Here is a 17,671-nt window from a genome sequence, read left to right as displayed (position 1 = left end):
AAATATGTGGATTGGATGCCTAAGCCTTACTTACTCAACCACTAGGTCGCCAAAGTAAGGGAAGTTCATTGCGTTTACGATTGGACCGATCTTAACGTTAGACTTTGCGCCCCACGCTAGGTTCTGCCAATGTAGAGGAACAAACGCTGCATCGTTGTACAGTGTTTCTTCTACTGTCTTAAGCATTTCAGCACGCTTTGAAGAATCAGTTTCTACGTTTGCTGCATTAACCAGTGAATCCACTTCTGCGTTTGCATAGTGACCACAGTTGTACTGACCTTTACCTGTCTCTTCATTACGAGTCATCGTTAGGAACTCAGAGAAGTTAGCTGAATCTTCAGTATCTGAGTGCCAACCGATCATCAGCATGTCTGCTGCACATAGGTCAAATTCTGGCCAGTATTGCGCTTTAGGCATTGTTTTCAGATCAACCTTGATGCCAATCTTAGACAGCATTGCTGCAGAAGCTTGAGCAACCTTCGCATCGTTCACGTAACGGTTGTTTGGCGCCATCATAGAAAGCGTAAAGCCTTTCTCGTAGCCCGCTTCCTTCATAAGCTCTTTCGCTTTTTTCAGGTCGTAACGTGGAACAAGATCAGCATCATAGCCAGCGTAGCCTGAAGGGCCTTGTTGACCAGCCGCTGTAGCGAAACCTTTCATGATTTTCTTAACAATACCTTCATTGTTAATCGCATGAACGATAGCTTGACGAACACGAACATCTTTCAATGCTTCGTTGCTGTTTTGGTTCATTTGGAACGTGATGATACGAGTACCAGGTAGCGTTACTAGATCAACGTTATTTGCGCTCTTAACACGCTTGTGATCGTTAGGTGCTACTGGTGCAATCATGTCTACGCCACCAGAAAGAAGTGCCGCAACACGAGTTGCATCTTCTTTAATTGGTACTAGCGTTAGCTTATCAACGTTACCAGTGTTCTCATCCCAGTAATCGCCGAAACGTTCAAACACAACCTGTACGCCTTGCTCACGCTCAGTCACGATAAACGGACCAGTACCTGAAACATTTGTAGAAGCAAACGAGTTACCGTGTTTCACAACTGCTGACTTCTCGTTACCATCAGCGGTGGTGCCTGAATAGAACTTGCTGTCCATTGGGAAGATGTAAGTCGCAGTTTGAAGAACTAGTGGGTATGCACCCTTAGAAATGATTTCAACAGTGTAATCATCAACCTTGACCATTTTTTCGTATGGTTCAAAGATTGCTTTAAAATCTGGTGAGTTTTTAAGACGATCAAATGTCCAAAGAACATCATCAGCTGATAGCTCATTACCTGAATGGAACTTAACGCCTTTACGTAGAGAGAAACGGAAAGTTGTGTCATCAACACGTTCCCATTTTTCTGCTAAGCGTCCTTCAAAATCCAGTTCCTGCGTGTAACGAACTAGTGGATCAAACACCATGTGAGACATTTGCAGTGTACCGCCCGATAACTGCTCATGCGGGTCCAGTGATACTGGATCTGCGTCGTACGCTACTTTAATGTCAGCTGCTGCTGCGCTAAAGCTAAGACCTGCAGCCATCATTGCGACTACTAGTTTGCTTTTCATGGTTTTCATTGCATAACTCCTTATGCGGGAATCCGAATCCCTAGTTGTTGTGTTTGCTTCTGCTTTTTATGTCCAAGCCGCTCGCTGTTTGCAAGCATGCTCAGTTCTTCGACACCGAATGGCATTTAAGACCATTCGGCAATTCGAAACGACTTATGCCGTTTTTACGTCTTCTCTTAAGCCTAAGAATTCAGGCATTAATGAAATTAGGTGTTTGCTGTATTCATGCTGAGGTGTCGTAAACAGTTGCTCAGTTGGTGCAACTTCCAACAGTTTACCCATTTGCATCACACCCACACGGTCACACATTTGGCGAATAACCGGTAAGTCATGACTGATAAACAGCATGGTGAGGTTTAACTCATCTTGTAAATCTTTCAGCAAGTTTAGAATTTGTGCCTGAACCGATACATCTAACGCAGATGTTGGTTCGTCACAAATCAGTAAGCGAGGGCGCGTGGCTAATGCACGAGCAATCGAGATACGTTGACGCTGACCGCCTGAAAATTCATGTGGATACTTAACGCCCGACATACTACCTAGACCAACGTGATCAAGAAGATCGTTGACGATCTGACGTGTTTCCGTTTCATTACGAGTTAACTTATGAAAACGAATTGGCTCGGCAATAATGTCAAAGATCTTCATACGTGGGTTCATCGACGTATAAGGGTTTTGGAAGACCATCTGCATTTGACGACGCAGAGGACGACGCTCTTTTTCAGACTTCATCGCCGTTAAATCAATACCTTCAAACGATACCTTGCCAGAGTTTGGTGCGTATAAGCCGGCAATAACACGTGCAATGGTCGATTTACCAGAGCCCGACTCGCCTACCAAGCCAAAGGTTTCACCTTCAAGTACATCAAAGCTTACGTTGTTTGACGCTTGAACAAATTCACGTCGGCTTTCAAACAGAGAATCTTTAGTGACAAAACGTAGGTTAACGTTTTCAACACTTAATAGAGAACCAGTGTAATCACGGTGATCTTGGCTTTGACCAAGCCAGTGATTCTTCACATCGAGAGGCTCCATCTCAGCCGCTTCTTCGATGTAGCTAACCAATGGGAAACGATCGAGTTTCACATCAGAGCGAGGAACCGCAGAAATGAGGCTTCGAGTATACGAGTGATCTGGGTCGCCCAGCACTTTCGCAGTAGGACCAAATTCAACCAAGTCTCCGCGGTACATAACCGCAACACGGTCCGTTACATTGGAAACCACACCCATATCATGGGTAACCAGCATACAGCCCACATTTTTCTCGATACAAAGATCGCGAATAAGTTTTAGGATTTGATCTTGAATTGATACATCCAACGCTGTAGTTGGCTCATCTGCAATGATTAAATCGGGCTCACCCGCTAGAGCGATGGCAATAACAACACGTTGACGCATACCACCAGAGAACTGGTGAGGGTATTGCTTCAAACGGTTTTCAGGCTGTGGAATCCCCACTTGATTCATTAACGACAAAGCGCGTTCATACGCTTCTTCGGCCGATACTTTCATATTGGCATGGATCGTTTCGGTCAATTGCTGCTCAACCGTGAATAGAGGATTAAGAGAGGTCATCGGATCTTGGAAAATAAAACCAATTTTCGATCCACGAACTTTTCGCATTTGCTCAGGAGTTAGGCCAGATACCTTTTCTCCATCTAAAAACACTTCACCACTTGCGATAAGGCCAGGAGGGCTCAGTAGATCAATAACGGCGTTACCGACCGTTGATTTACCTGCTCCTGATTCGCCAACAACACCTACAATTTCACCACGTTCAATATTAAACGAAAGTGATTTAACCGCAGCGTGAACCCCATGACGAGATGGGTACTCAATACGAAGATTTTGAACTTCTAATAGCGACATTTATCAGACCTCGACTGCTTTGACAGTTTTCTGCCCTGTCTGATACCAGTATTGCGCGCAAACATACTGATACAAATTGAATCCATTCTTGCCAGTAGAATGTTCTGGCAATTAACAAGGTCATCAATTTGGCAAAAAACTCACAGAAAAGCAACAAATAGAGGATAAAAAGTCGATATCAAACAGATTAGGAGCAAAGTGTGTGGATATATATGCAATAAAACTGCATTTAATATTGGTAATACCAATTAAGTGCATCTTGCACCAAGATAGAATTCAACAGCACTTTCACCTAAAAGTATTACGTAAACCCGTAGATCATAAAAACACATTCGTGAATAATTTCTCACAAATAATATAACGGTTAAAATTAACAAAACAGAAACATCAACCAATAAGCTATATAGTTGTAGTTAAATAAACCATATCCATAGTAAATAAGTAGATGATAAAACCAAATCAATCCAACTTTCATTTAAGTAGTGACGATTAGTTTCAGGAACAATATAGGTTAGCTCAATATAAAAACTCCAGTGTGATTCAGTTCAAAAATGCTAGGGAGAGTTTCATTAGAGCATGAGCACCTAGACTTCAGGCCCTATAGCTAACTATTTTATTCTATTTTCAGTAAACATATTTTTACAAAAATGAGGCTGCTCTTGAGATACCCCAACCAAACATTCATTCAACTAAGCTTCAGATGTAAAAAAGCCCCGTCATTTCTGACTGAGCTTCTTAATGCTGGTCGGTGAAGAGCCTTATTTAGAAACCATTGGGAACCCCCGAGCTTCTAGCCCCAAACCAAGCTTCAATACTCCGATCTACAGATGTAAAAAAGCCCCAGTCTTTCGACTGAGGCTTCTTAAGGTGGTCGGTGAAGAGCCTTATTTAGAAACCATTGGGAACCCCCGACCCTCTGACTCCAAACTATGCTTCAATACTCCGATCTACAGACGTAAAAAAGCCCCAGTCTTTCGACTGGGGCTTATTAAAGTGGTCGGTGAAGAGGGATTCGAACCCCCGACCCTCTGGTCCCAAACCAGATGCGCTACCAAGCTGCGCTATTCACCGACAAGGTTTTATTTCGATTTAACGAAAAAGGAAACTTACGTTACCAAAATTAATGGGGTGGCTAACGAGATTCGAACTCGCGACCACCGGAATCACAATCCAGGGCTCTACCAACTGAGCTATAGCCACCACTAATTTTTTATATAACCGCTGTTGCGATTATTGAAATAGTGGTCGGTGAAGAGGGATTCGAACCCCCGACCCTCTGGTCCCAAACCAGATGCGCTACCAAGCTGCGCTATTCACCGACATTGTATTTTTTTACTTGGTTTGAGTTGTACTTAAACAACCTTTCCAATTTCGTTTCGATTCTTAGGGTGTAACTTGAATCAAAACCGGAAGCTTTTATTTACTGAGTAAACTGAGCTACCTAAATAATGGGGTGGCTAACGAGATTCGAACTCGCGACCACCGGAATCACAATCCAGGGCTCTACCAACTGAGCTATAGCCACCATTATGTTTTTTGCCAATATGCCACTTACTTGTGCAAGCATCCGGATGGCGCGCCCGAAAGGATTCGAACCTTCGACCTTTGGCTCCGGAGGCCAACGCTCTATCCAGCTGAGCTACGGGCGCATGCCCTATCGGCGGAGTGGAATAATACGTATATCACCCTAGGCCGTCTAGTACTTTTTCAACTTTTTTTATCGTTTGGTGTCTTTTTGGGCAATTAAAGTGTGACAAAGACCTATTTCACAAATAATAATCATTGAATGGACGATAACTTGTTGTTTAATGCAACAACTTATCAGGATATAATCACCCACTGTTTACATTGATTTAACAGACTTTGGCGTCCTTAGATCAACATAAAAACTATTAACTATATAATTGGTAAGCATGTACTTACCTTGGGAATTTAAAGTGAGTTTAATGGATATGTCTCAACGAATCTTAACTGTATTTTTCGCCGCTTTACTAAGCTCTACAGCAGCATACGCAGGTAGCGTTAGCCCAGAAGAGTACGATGCCATTTCTGAACGCATCAAGCCTGTAGGTAATGTATACCTAGCTGGTAGTGAGCCAGTCGTCGCTGAAGCAACTGGCCCTCGTGACGGTAAAGCTGTGTATGGCATGTTCTGTACCGCTTGTCACAGCATTGGCGTAAGTGGCGCTCCTAAAACAGGTGACGCGGGTGATTGGGCTCCTCGAATTGCTCAAGGTAAAGATGTTCTTGCTGACCACGCGATCAACGGCTTCAATGCAATGCCTGCAAAAGGCGCGTGTATGGATTGTTCAGATGATGAAATCATCGCTGCTATTGAGCACATGATTGAAGGCATTTAATAACACCCTTCTCCTTATAAAATAGAAAAGGCTCGGTTAACTATATCGCTATAGTTAACCGAGCCTTTTCTTTATTCAGCATTCCGCTTATGACGTTACGTTTACTTTTTAAACATGGCTCGCAGGTTGGCAATATGCGCTTGCCCTTTTTCCATTCTCTCTTCTGCTGAGACTGGCTTCTTGGTTGATTCCCACTCAATATCATCTTGTGGCAACTCATCAAGGAAACGGCTTTGCGATGGCTTAATAAGTTCACCGTACTGACGACGCTCTTTACACATAGTAAAGGTCAGCTCTTTTTGTGCTCGTGTAATTCCTACGTACATCAAACGACGTTCTTCTTCGACATTATCTTCATCAATGCTGGTTTGATGCGGCAAGATACCCTCTTCAGAACCTAGTAAGTAGACGTAAGGGAACTCTAGCCCCTTAGATGCATGAAGCGTCATCAATTGAACCGCATCGTTGTCTTCGTCATCTTCACCGCGCTCCATCATGTCTCTTAATGTCAGCTTGAGGACCACCTCTTTTAATGTTTTCTCTTCTTGGTCATAGTTATCACCTTCTAAATCAGCAACAATCCATGAATAGAGATCAGAGACGTTTTTCATTCTCATCTCAGCCGCTTTAGCACTTGAAGAAGTTTCGTATAGCCAATCTTCATAGTTGATATCACGAACCAATGAGCGAACCGCTTCAACGGTATTGCCACGCTCGGAATTGTCCGAAATGGCCACAATCCACTGTGTGAAACGTTGCAGATTTTCTAGACCTCGCCCGGTTAGATGCTGTTCTAAGCCCATTTCAAAGCTTGCAGCAAACAGGCTTTTTCCGCGCATATTGGCGTAACTGCCTAATTTTTCTAAAGTAACAGGGCCAATTTCACGTCGCGGCGTATTAACGATTCTCAAAAACGCATTGTCATCGTCTGGGTTCACTAAGACGCGTAAGTACGCCATGATGTCTTTAATTTCAGCACGTGAGAAAAACGATGTGCCACCCGATAGTTTGTAAGGCACTTTGTTTTGTACTAGCCACTTTTCAATCAGACGTGATTGGTGATTACCACGATACAAAATTGCGTAATCTTTATAGTTGGTTCGGTTTAAGAACTTGTGAGCAATAATTTCACCCGTAACACGCTCAGCTTCATGCTCTTCATTTTTAGCAAGAAGTACTTTGAGCGGTTCACCTTCTGGGATCTCTGAAAACAGCGTTTTTTCATACACGTGGGGGTTATTAGCAATCAAAATATTGGCTGCGCGCAGAATTCGGCACGTTGAGCGATAGTTCTGCTCAAGCTTAATCAGCTTCAAACTTGGGTAATCTTGCCCAAGAAGCACTAAGTTCTGCGGTTTGGCACCACGCCATGAATAGATTGACTGATCATCATCACCTACCACGGTTAATCGCTCTCGCTCACCGACCAAAAGCTTCACCAATTCATATTGGCTTGTGTTGGTATCTTGGTATTCATCCACCAACAGATACTTAATGCGGCCTTGCCAGCGTTTACGTACGTCTTCATTCGTACGTAGTAACAATACAGGTAGTGAGATTAGATCATCAAAATCAAGCGCGTTGTAGGCTTTCATCTGCTTTAAATACATCTCGTAGCAGAAAGCAAACAGCTGATCTTGCTCACCTACCGCTCTTGCTAAAACTTGCTCGGAGGTGAGCATGTCGTTCTTCCAATTAGAGATGGCACTCATCAATTGGCGCAGCAGATCTTTATCACCGTCCAACTGCTTTTCAGTTAGCTCTTTCAATAACGCCATCTGGTCTTGGTCATCAAACAGGGAAAATCCCGCCTTTAAACCAAGAACTTTATATTCACGACGAATGATATTGAGACCCAAAGTGTGAAAAGTTGAGACCATCAAACCTTTTGATTCCGCTTTCCCTAATGTTTGCCCAACACGCTCTTTCATTTCTCGCGCGGCTTTATTGGTAAAGGTCACCGCAGCAATATTTCGTGCTTTATAACCACACTGCTGAACCAAGTAAGCAATCTTATTGGTGATTACCCTGGTTTTACCCGAACCAGCTCCCGCTAGCACAAGGCATGGCCCTGATACGAACTTTACTGCTTCATCTTGTTGTGGGTTCAGCTTCATGATGTTCTCAATTTTGTACTCATTAGGAGAGCTATAATAATCCTGCAGCCCAACGAATGCTATCGTCCAATTAATAACATTTCCTTACAGTGATTCAATTAAATGTTGCATTGAATACCACTTATCGATCTATAATGAATGAACGTTCATTCACTTCTGGTGTCCTATGACAAGCAAACCAACAGATGATAAGCGTCAAAAGATTTTGCTCGCGGCTGGAACTGTCATTGCTGACGTAGGCTTACAAGGGCTTTCAATGCAACGACTGGCTAAAGAAGCTGGTGTCGCTGCAGGTACAATTTATCGTTACTTTGACGATAAAGAGCATCTAATTGAAGAACTTAGGTTGCACGTCGCGCAACGCGTTGCTGATGTGGTACAAACCGACGTTGATGAGTCTATGCCACTTAAAGAGCGCTATCGAAAGATGTGGCTCAATATTTGGGGCCTAGTGGGATCAGATATTGCGATGCTAAAAAATCGCATTCAATACGATTCAACACCGATAGGTCATTGCAGTGCTACTCGTCAAGAGGAGCGCGGTATGTTTAAAGAGGTTTTTAATCTATTTAAACAAGGAAAAGAACAAGGGGTATTTAAGCCCCTTGATAACGAACTGCTTTCGGCGTTGAGCTTGGAAACAAGCGTAACACTCGCTCGTAAGCACACTTTTGGATTATACCAACTCAGTGATGACGCTATTGAAGCAGCAATCAACGCCAGTTGGGACGCTATTACTAACCACTAACTTTGTTAAGAACAACTAACTCGGAGTCACCAGCAAAATGAAAAAGTGGACTTTCTTTATGCTACTTATCGCCATTGTCTTATTTGGCAGTGTGATAGGTTTCAATCTATTCAAACAGCAAAAAATTGCTGAGTATTTAGCAAACCGCCCTGAGCCAGAGTTCCCTGTGACTGCTGTTGAAGTTGAAGCAGTTAACTGGGTTCCTGTTATTGAAGCAATTGGTTTTATTGAACCTAACCAAGGTGTGACCATTGCTAACGAAACCAATGGTGTGATTGATAAGATCACTTTTGATTCAGGTACTCAAGTTGAAGAGGGTCAATCTTTAGTTCTGCTTGATTCTGATGTAGAAAAAGCAAACCTAAAAAGTGCCAAAGCTCGTTTACCTGCAGCAGAAGCGAAATATAAGCGCTACCAAGGCTTGTATAAGAAAGGCTCCATCTCAAAAGAAGCATACGATGATGCAGAAGCAAGCTTCTACTCTCTTTCTGCTGACCTTGAAAGCCTAAGAGCCTCTATTGATCGCCGTGAAATCAAAGCACCGTTCTCTGGCGTGGTTGGTATTCGTAATGTCTACCTAGGTCAATACCTACAAGCAGGTACAGATATCGTTCGCCTAGAAGATACGAGCGTGATGCGCTTGCGCTTTACTGTTCCGCAAACCGATATTTCTCGTATTCGAATTAACCAATCCATTGATATCTTTGTTGATGCGTACCCAGAAAGACCATTCAAAGGATCAATCAGCGCTATTGAGCCTGCAGTCAGTGTACAAAGTGGTCTAATTCAAGTTCAAGCGGACATTCCAAACAGCGACGGTCAGCTTCGTAGTGGCATGTTTGCGCGTGCCAACATCATTCTTCCTGAGCTAGAGAATCAAGTCGTGCTGCCACAGACTGCGATTACTTACACGCTCTACGGTGATAACGTCTATATCGTTAGCGGAAAAGATGGCGAGCAACGTGTGAAACAGCACGTAGTTAAAATCGGTGAACGCAGTGCAGATATTGCGCACGTTTTAGAAGGCGTCACTGTAGGTGATATGGTCGTGACTACAGGTCAAGTTCGCTTAAGTAATGATGCTAAAGTCCGTATCGTTGAAAGTGATGCGACGACTACCCCTGCTGAAACACCAATGCTGTAACTGGAGGAATTATGCGCTTTACTGATGTTTTCATAAAACGTCCAGTTCTGGCTATCTCAATCAGTTTCTTGATTGCCTTGCTTGGTATGCAGGCGATCTTCAAGATGCAGGTTCGTGAATACCCAGAAATGACGAACACGGTAGTAACGGTAACCACCAGCTACTACGGGGCAAGTGCTGACTTGATTCAAGGCTTTATTACTCAGCCCTTGGAGCAAGCAGTCGCACAGGCCGATAATATCGATTATATGACTTCGCAATCGGTGAATGGTAAGTCAACCATCACGGTAACGATGAAGCTTAATACCGATCCTAACGCGGCGTTATCTGATGTTCTAGCTAAGACTAACTCGGTTCGATCACAGCTGCCTAAAGAGTCTGAAGATCCAACGGTAACTATGTCGACAGGCTCTACAACCGCGGTACTCTACATTGGTTTTACCAGTGATGAGCTGGCGTCTAGTCAGATCACCGACTACCTTGAGCGAGTGATCAATCCACAGCTCTTTACGGTTAGTGGTGTTTCTAAGGTCGACCTTTACGGTGGTATGAAATACGCACTGCGCGTATGGCTAGACCCATCTAAAATGGCGGCTCTGAACCTTACAGCCACTGATGTAATGGGCGTTCTTAATGCCAATAACTATCAGTCTGCAACAGGTCAGGTAACAGGCGAGTTCGTTATTTATAACGGCAGTGCCGATACTCAAGTATCCAATGTTTCTGAGCTTGAAAACTTAGTCGTCAGGGGTACTGAGGGTGAGATTATTCGCCTAGCGGATATCGCTAAAGTAAGTTTAGAAAAGAGTCACGACGTTTATCGAGCGAGTGCAAATGGTCAAGAAGCGGTTGTTGCCGCAATTAATGCTGCGCCAAGTGCTAACCCAATCAATATCGCTGCTGATGTTCTAGACCTACTACCAGCACTTGAGAAGAACCTTCCAAGCAACATCTCAATGAACGTGATGTACGATTCAACCATCGCGATCAATGAATCAATCAATGAAGTTGTAAAGACTATCCTTGAAGCGGCGTTAATCGTTCTGGTCGTAATTACTCTGTTCCTTGGGTCATTCCGAGCTGTACTTATCCCTATCGTCACTATCCCACTGTCTCTTATCGGTGTGGCAATGGTGATGCAGGTAATGGGTTTCTCTTGGAACCTGATGACACTGTTAGCAATGGTACTTGCCATCGGTCTAGTGGTTGATGACGCTATCGTTGTACTTGAGAACGTAGACAGACACTTAAAACTTGGCGAATCCCCGTTTAGAGCAGCGATTATTGGTACGCGTGAAATCGCGGTTCCCGTTATCGCAATGACATTAACGCTGGGTGCGGTATATGCGCCAATCGCGATGATGGGCGGTATTACAGGTTCTCTATTTAAAGAGTTTGCATTAACGCTTGCTGGTGCAGTATTTGTTTCAGGTATTGTCGCATTAACACTATCGCCAATGATGTGTTCAAAAATGCTCAAGGCAAATGAAGAGCCAAGCAAGTTTGAGAAAACTGTCCACCATATACTTGATGGCATGACTAATCGCTATTCACGTATGTTGAAATCAGTGATGGATCATCGCCCAGTTGTGATCGGATTCTCTGTCATCGTATTCGCGGTATTACCTGTTTTGTTTTCGTTTATTCCGAGTGAGCTTGCTCCTTCAGAAGATAAAGGCGTAATCATGCTAATGGGTACAGCGCCATCAAATGCAAACCTTGATTACATGCAAAATACCATGAACGATGTAAATGAAATTCTTTCTGCTCAACCAGAAGTTTCCTTTGCTCAGGTATTTACCGGCGTGCCTAATGCTAACCAAGCCTTTGGTATTGCCTCCATGGTGCCTTGGAGTGAGCGAGAAACGAGTCAAGAAGAAGTCGCCAATCGAGTAACGGGCTTGGTTAGTGGCGTTCCAGGTATGGCGGTAACGGCATTCCAGATGCCAGAGCTTCCAGGTGCAGGTTCAGGCTTACCACTTCAGTTTGTTATCACCACACCAAATAGCTTTGAAAGCCTGTTTACGGTAGCTTCTGATGTACTTAGTGAAGTAACAGCAAACCCAATGTTTGTTTATTCTGACTTGGACCTTAACTTTGACTCTGCAACGATGAAAATCAACATCGATAAAGACAAAGCGGGTGCGTATGGCGTAACGATGCAGGACATTGGTATTACGCTAAGTACTATGATGGCGGATGGTTATGTTAACCGTATCGATCTTAATGGTCGTTCATACGAAGTGATTCCACAGGTTGAGCGTAAGTTCCGCTTAAATCCGGAATCAATGAACAACTACTACGTTCGCGCGGCTGATGGTAACGCAGTTCCACTTGGCAGCTTGATCAACATTGATGTGATTGCTGAGCCTCGCTCACTGCCTCACTTCAACCAGCTAAACTCAGCAACAGTAGGCGCTGTTCCAGCTCCGGGAACCGCTATGGGTGACGCGGTAAATTGGTTTGAAGGCATTGCAACCGACAAACTACCAAGCGGCTATAACCACGACTACATGGGTGAATCGCGCCAATACGTGACGGAAGGCAGTGCTCTGTATGCGACCTTTGGTTTGGCACTGGCGATTATCTTCTTGGTACTGGCGATTCAGTTCGAGTCTATCCGAGATCCATTGGTTATCATGGTTTCTGTTCCACTGGCTATTTGTGGCGCCTTGATTGCATTGGCTTGGGGCGCGGCCTCAATGAACATCTACTCTCAGGTGGGTTTGATTACACTGGTTGGTTTGATCACCAAGCACGGTATTCTTATCTGTGAGGTTGCTAAAGAAGAACAACTGCATAATCACAAGTCTCGTATTGATGCGGTTATGGAGGCTGCGAAAGTACGTCTTCGCCCTATCCTGATGACAACGGCGGCGATGATTGCAGGTCTAATCCCACTGATGTACGCAACAGGTGCAGGTGCAGCACAACGCTTTAGTATCGGTATTGTTATCGTTGCGGGTCTTGCGATTGGTACGCTGTTTACTCTGTTCGTACTGCCAGTTATTTATAGCTACCTAGCCGAGAAACACAAACCACTCCCTGTGTTTGTTGAAGATAAAGATCTAGAAAAGCTAGCGCGTATTGATGAAGCAAAAGCAGCTCAACGTGAGATATCTCACCCGAGCTAACTAAATGCGTTAATGATTGGATAGATCACTTACTTAATAGGTCACTTCGGTGGCCTATTTTTTTACCTTGCCTTTGGCCACCATCCATCATCACCGAACATTTTTTCCACCAAGTAGCGACTTTTATGTCCGCTTTAAATAGAATGTAGGCAAATTGATAGGAGTTTAAGCCAACATGTTTGACCCAAAGAAATTAGAGCAAATTGCTAAACAAATTCATGATTCAATGCCAACCCCTGTTAAAGAGCTTGGTGCTGATGTTGATCAAAAGGTTCGCCAAGTAATCCAAGGCCAACTAAACAAGTTAGATGTTGTGAGCCGTGAAGAGTTTGATGTTCAAACTCAAGTACTTCTTCGCACTCGCCAAAAGCTAACAGAGATGGAGCAGAAACTTGCTCAACTTGAAGAGAAACTAACGGATAAGTAACCACTTACCTCTCCTCTTCATAAAGATCTAAAAAGGGCTTGGTCATCACTGACCAAGCCCTTTGTATTTTTAATCTAGAAGAACTTTTTGAAGCTATAGAGCTTAAGGTCGAGGCGGAAACACGGAGTTTGCGAGTAGCAAATGAGTATTTCCAACAAAGAGCTTAGGCTCTAGAGCAATAAAATTAGCCGCCTACTGCGATGTTCTTCATATCAGTCATATACCCACGTAGCTCTTCACCGATGTACTCAACTGGGTGATTACGAATGGCATCGTTCACTGCGATTAGCTTGCCGTTGTCTACTTGGTTAGAAGTCTCACCTAGACCGCGACCGATTACGTCAGTTGCTACTGAAGGCATGAACTTCTCACGTAGAAGTGGTGTTGCTACGTTAGCAAATAGGTAGTTACCGTATTCTGCTGTATCTGAGATTACTACGTTCATTTCGTATAGACGCTTACGAGCAACCGTGTTTGCGATTAGCGGCAGTTCGTGTAGTGATTCGTAGTATGCAGACTCATCGATGATGCCAGATGCTGTCATTGCTTCGAATGCTAGCTCAACCCCTGCACGTACCATTGCAACCATTAGGATGCCGTTATCAAAGTACTCTTGCTCTGAGATTTCTACATCAGACGACGGGTAGTTTTCAAATGCCGTTTCGCCTGTCTCTTCACGCCAGCCAAATAGGTTCACGTCATCGTTCGCCCAGTCAGCCATCATAGTGCGAGAGAATTCACCTTGGATGATGTCATCCATGTGCTTGTTGTAAAGTGGACGCATTAGGTCTTTAAGCTCTTCAGAAAGGTCAAAAGCTTTTACCTTAGCTGGGTTTGATAGACGATCCATCATGTGAGTAATACCACCAAACTTAAGCGCTTCAGTGATTGTTTCCCAACCGTACTGTAGAAGTTTACCTGCGTAGCCTGGTTCAATACCGTCAGCAATCATCTTCTCGTAAGAAACGATAGAACCCGCTTGAAGCATGCCACAAAGAATTGTTTGCTCGCCCATTAGGTCTGATTTAACTTCAGCAACGAAAGAAGACTCTAGACAACCAGCGCGGTGACCACCTGTACCTGCTGCCCAAGCTTTAGCGATATCCCAGCCTTCTGCTTTAGGGTCATTTTCTGGGTGAACAGCGATTAGCGTTGGAACACCAAAGCCACGCTTGTACTCTTCACGTACTTCAGTACCAGGACACTTAGGTGCAACCATAACAACCGTTAGGTCTTTACGGATTTGCATACCTTCTTCAACAACGTTGAAGCCGTGCGAATAACCCAGTGCAGAACCCTCTTTCATTAGAGGCATTACCGTTTCAACAACATTTGTGTGTTGCTTGTCTGGAGTCAAGTTTACTACTAGATCAGCTTGAGGAATTAGATTCTCATAGCTATCAACAACAAAGCCGTTCTCTTTTGCGTTTTTGAACGACTGACGCTGCTCGTCTATCGCAGCTTGGCGTAGTGCGTAAGAAACGTCTAGGCCTGAATCACGCATGTTTAGACCTTGGTTTAGGCCTTGAGCACCACAACCTACGATAACCACTTTCTTACCTTTTAGGTAATCTGCTTCTGTAGCAAATTCACTGCGGTCCATAAAACGACAACGACCTAGTTGGTCTAGTTGCTCACGTAGATTTAAAGTATTGAAATAGTTAGCCATGTTGGGCGCTCCTTGTTGATTCTTCCGTTATGGTCGGCGCATTATCGCCGAATGAGTTCATACTAAAGCAGACATCTAATTGCCGAAAGTGATATATTCACAATTAGTAATTGCAATTAATGCAACGTACAGAAAATTGGTGCAGGACTACTTTTGTACATAAAAACGCTCTTGTTACCAAACAAAGTTCGCTTAGAAGATCATTATGGATATTAAAAACCTGCAGATGTTTATTCATCTGTGCGACAGTAAAAGTTTCAGCAAGACGGCTTCTGCCATGCATATCAGCCCTTCTGCTTTAAGTCGCCAGATTCAAAAGCTAGAACAACAAACCAGTCAAACTCTATTCTTACGTGACAACCGCAGCGTCGAGTTAACCCCTGCCGGAAAACAATTATTGCCCGTAGCAATGAAAATCCAGACTGAGTGGCAACAGTATAATGCTCAAATTAAGGGGCATGAATTAGAGTTGAAAGGCGAAATTCGACTATTTTGTTCAGTCACCGCCAGCTATAGCCACTTACCTGAGCTCCTTTCTGAATTTCGTTTGCAGCATCCATTTATTGAATACAAACTTTCAACCGGTGATCCTGCTCAAGCGATCGATAAAGTACTAAAGGATGAAGCCGATATCGCTATATCTGCGAAACCCGATCAGCTTCCTGCTCGCGTTAAGTTTGAAACGGTCAGCGAGATCCCTTTATCAGTCATCGCTCCATCAGGTGTCAGTAGTTTTGCGGATCAGCTTCAGCAAGAGAAGCCTGACTGGTCGAATATTCCCTTTATTGTACCTGAAGCCGGAACGGCACGTGACCGTGCTAATGCTTGGTTCAAAAGCATGAGAATTAAACCGACCATTTACGCACAAGTCTCTGGTCATGAAGCTATAGTAAGTATGGTTGCACTCGGCTGTGGCGTTGGCATCGCTCCTGATGTGGTGATCAACAACAGCCCAGTAAAAGAGAAAATTCAGAGATTAAAGGTTAAACCAGTAAAGCCATTTGAACTTGGGGTTTGCTGTAAGCGTTCTCAGCTTGATAAGCCACTGATAAAAGCGCTCTGGGATGTAGCCGCTGGAAAGTACATCGCTCCTTAGTTTGCTCTCTTTAAACGAAAAAGCCACGCAATAGCGTGGCTTTGTTAATTTGAGCATCTTACGATTTAGATAACTCGTGAGAACTGCTGCTGACGCGCTCTATCACGGAGGTATTTATCAAAACACATACAAATATTACGAATAAGCAGTCGTCCACGTAGCGTCACTCGGATTTCTTTGTCATCAACTTCGACTAATTCATCATCGATAAAAGTTTGTAGCAACTGTAAATCTTCTTTGAAGTATTGGTTAAACGTCACTTTAAACTCAGACTCAATGATGGTTTTATCCAGTTTGAAGTTACAAATAAGTTGTTTTATCACTTCACGACGCAGTAAGTCGTCACTATCAAGGGCAACCCCTTTCCATAAAGCATGACGCAGCTCATCAACCTGAGCGTAATATTTCTTAAGCTCTTTCTGGTTTTGCGCGTACGCATCACCAACCATTGAGATTGCTGACACGCCGAAACCAACCAGATCAGCTTCGCCTTGAGTGGTATAGCCTTGGAAGTTACGATGCAGAATGCCTTTTCTCTGAGCGATAGCCAGTTCGTCATCAGGCAGAGCAAAGTGATCCATGCCAATAAATTGGTAACCTGAGCCAGTAAGGGTCGCGATACTCTCTTGTAGAATACCCATTCTTTCACTCGCTTCAGGTAAATCTTCTTCTTTGATTTTACGCTGTGCAGCAAATAGCTGAGGCATATGAGCATAATTAAACACAGAAAGACGCCCTGGCTTCATCTCTAAGACTTGTGCCAATGTTTGTGCAAATGACTCTTTAGTCTGCTTTGGTAGGCCGTAAATCAAATCTAGGTTCGTTGAGCGGAAACCAAGCTCTTTAGCTCGTTCAACCATCGCGATGATGAAGTCTTCGTCTTGTTCGCGGTTAACCAGCTTTTGAACTTCTTTATTAAAATCTTGTACACCAATACTGAGTCGGTTGAAGCCTTCACCACGCAGGTGATCAAGCATATCAAGCTCGATCTCACGAGGGTCAACCTCAATACTAATTTCACCACCATCGGTAAATTGGAATTCAGCGCGTAGAATTGCCATCAAACGGCTGATTTGCAGTTTAGTGAGGAACGTTGGTGTGCCGCCACCAAAGTGAAGCTGAGTAACTTTACGTCCTTGAAGCAGTGATGCGCGTTGGCGAATCTCATGCTCAATCACATCAAGATATTCATCTGCTTTGTGAGAGTGACGAGTAATGACCTTGTTACAGCCACAGTAGTAGCAAAGCTTGTGACAGAACGGGATGTGGATATAGAGAGAAAGTGGGCGCTCAGGGTATTGAGCACACGCCATGTCATAGTCAGCAACAGTAAAAGCCTCATGAAATTCCAACGCTGTTGGGTATGAGGTGTAACGAGGTCCTGAATAGTTGTACTTATCCAGAATAGCTTGATCCCAGACAATTTGTTGCCCGGATACGACTTGCTGCGACATGGGATTATTTCCGTTTCTAACTGTAATCGGCGTAAAGATTATTTTGACTGGCTATTTTGCCACATGACTATGGCTTAGGTA

At 43.8% G+C, this 17,671-nt stretch carries 11 protein-coding genes and 5 tRNA genes; 6 read left to right on the top strand and 10 right to left on the bottom strand.

Going from position 1 to position 17,671, the window contains the following annotated elements:
- Positions 1–30: 30 nt before the first annotated feature.
- The 7 genes from L4C54_RS21875 to L4C54_RS21845 form a co-directional block, all read right to left on the bottom strand.
- On the bottom strand, positions 31–1,581 hold the full coding sequence (locus L4C54_RS21875) for an ABC transporter substrate-binding protein (protein WP_428803692.1): 1,551 nt from the start codon (positions 1,579–1,581) through the stop codon (positions 31–33).
- A gap of 144 nt (positions 1,582–1,725) precedes the next feature.
- Positions 1,726–3,441, bottom strand: coding sequence for a dipeptide ABC transporter ATP-binding protein (locus tag L4C54_RS21870; protein ID WP_428803693.1), 1,716 nt, complete (start codon positions 3,439–3,441; stop codon positions 1,726–1,728).
- A gap of 994 nt (positions 3,442–4,435) precedes the next feature.
- Positions 4,436–4,512, bottom strand: a tRNA-Pro gene (locus L4C54_RS21865).
- A 53-nt stretch (positions 4,513–4,565) separates the two neighbouring features.
- A tRNA-His gene (locus L4C54_RS21860) sits at positions 4,566–4,641 on the bottom strand.
- A gap of 42 nt (positions 4,642–4,683) precedes the next feature.
- A tRNA-Pro gene (locus L4C54_RS21855) sits at positions 4,684–4,760 on the bottom strand.
- A gap of 130 nt (positions 4,761–4,890) precedes the next feature.
- Positions 4,891–4,966: transfer RNA gene (locus L4C54_RS21850), tRNA-His, on the bottom strand.
- Positions 4,967–5,013: 47 nt separating this feature from the next.
- Positions 5,014–5,090, bottom strand: a tRNA-Arg gene (locus L4C54_RS21845).
- A gap of 297 nt (positions 5,091–5,387) precedes the next feature.
- Between L4C54_RS21845 and L4C54_RS21840 the strand changes: the two genes are divergently transcribed.
- Positions 5,388–5,801, top strand: coding sequence for a c-type cytochrome (locus L4C54_RS21840; RefSeq protein ID WP_428809794.1), 414 nt, complete (start codon positions 5,388–5,390; stop codon positions 5,799–5,801).
- Positions 5,802–5,902: 101 nt separating this feature from the next.
- Here the strand turns inward: L4C54_RS21840 and rep are convergent, their stop codons facing one another.
- Positions 5,903–7,918, bottom strand: coding sequence for a DNA helicase Rep (gene rep, locus L4C54_RS21835; RefSeq protein ID WP_428809793.1), 2,016 nt, complete (start codon positions 7,916–7,918; stop codon positions 5,903–5,905).
- A 166-nt stretch (positions 7,919–8,084) separates the two neighbouring features.
- Here rep and L4C54_RS21830 point away from each other — a divergent pair, with 166 nt between their 5' ends.
- The 4 genes from L4C54_RS21830 (at position 8,085) to ubiK (ending at position 13,371) form a co-directional block, all read left to right on the top strand.
- On the top strand, positions 8,085–8,666 hold the full coding sequence (locus L4C54_RS21830; protein ID WP_428803696.1) for a TetR/AcrR family transcriptional regulator: 582 nt from the start codon (positions 8,085–8,087) through the stop codon (positions 8,664–8,666).
- Between the two features lie 37 nt (positions 8,667–8,703).
- Entirely contained in the window at positions 8,704–9,810 is a 1,107-nt protein-coding gene (locus tag L4C54_RS21825; protein ID WP_428809792.1) for an efflux RND transporter periplasmic adaptor subunit, read from the top strand.
- Between the two features lie 11 nt (positions 9,811–9,821).
- The gene (locus tag L4C54_RS21820; protein WP_428809791.1) at positions 9,822–12,944 is read left to right on the top strand and encodes a multidrug efflux RND transporter permease subunit; all 3,123 of its coding nucleotides are present in this window, start codon (positions 9,822–9,824) and stop codon (positions 12,942–12,944) included.
- A 175-nt stretch (positions 12,945–13,119) separates the two neighbouring features.
- Positions 13,120–13,371 (top strand): ubiquinone biosynthesis accessory factor UbiK, encoded by a 252-nt coding sequence (gene ubiK, locus L4C54_RS21815; RefSeq protein ID WP_428809790.1) that lies wholly within the window; start codon positions 13,120–13,122, stop codon positions 13,369–13,371.
- A gap of 184 nt (positions 13,372–13,555) precedes the next feature.
- Here the strand turns inward: ubiK and ilvC are convergent, their stop codons facing one another.
- A complete protein-coding gene (gene ilvC / locus L4C54_RS21810) occupies positions 13,556–15,040 on the bottom strand; it encodes a ketol-acid reductoisomerase (protein WP_428809789.1) in 1,485 nt (494 codons plus the stop codon).
- 205 nt (positions 15,041–15,245) lie between these two features.
- On the opposite strand from ilvC, the gene ilvY reads away from it, so the two are divergent.
- Positions 15,246–16,136, top strand: a complete 891-nt coding sequence (gene ilvY, locus L4C54_RS21805; protein WP_428809788.1) for an HTH-type transcriptional activator IlvY — start codon at positions 15,246–15,248, stop codon at positions 16,134–16,136.
- 65 nt (positions 16,137–16,201) lie between these two features.
- On the opposite strand, the gene hemN is transcribed toward ilvY, so the two are convergent.
- A complete protein-coding gene (gene hemN, locus L4C54_RS21800; protein WP_428803701.1) occupies positions 16,202–17,590 on the bottom strand; it encodes an oxygen-independent coproporphyrinogen III oxidase in 1,389 nt (462 codons plus the stop codon).
- Positions 17,591–17,671: the final 81 nt, after the last annotated feature.

The organism is Vibrio lamellibrachiae, assembly GCF_050337265.1.
GTDB classification, from domain to species: Bacteria; Pseudomonadota; Gammaproteobacteria; order Enterobacterales; family Vibrionaceae; genus Vibrio; species Vibrio kyushuensis.
The sequence above is the reverse complement of the archived record's forward strand: the minus strand, read 5'-3'. Positions and strand labels throughout refer to the sequence as shown.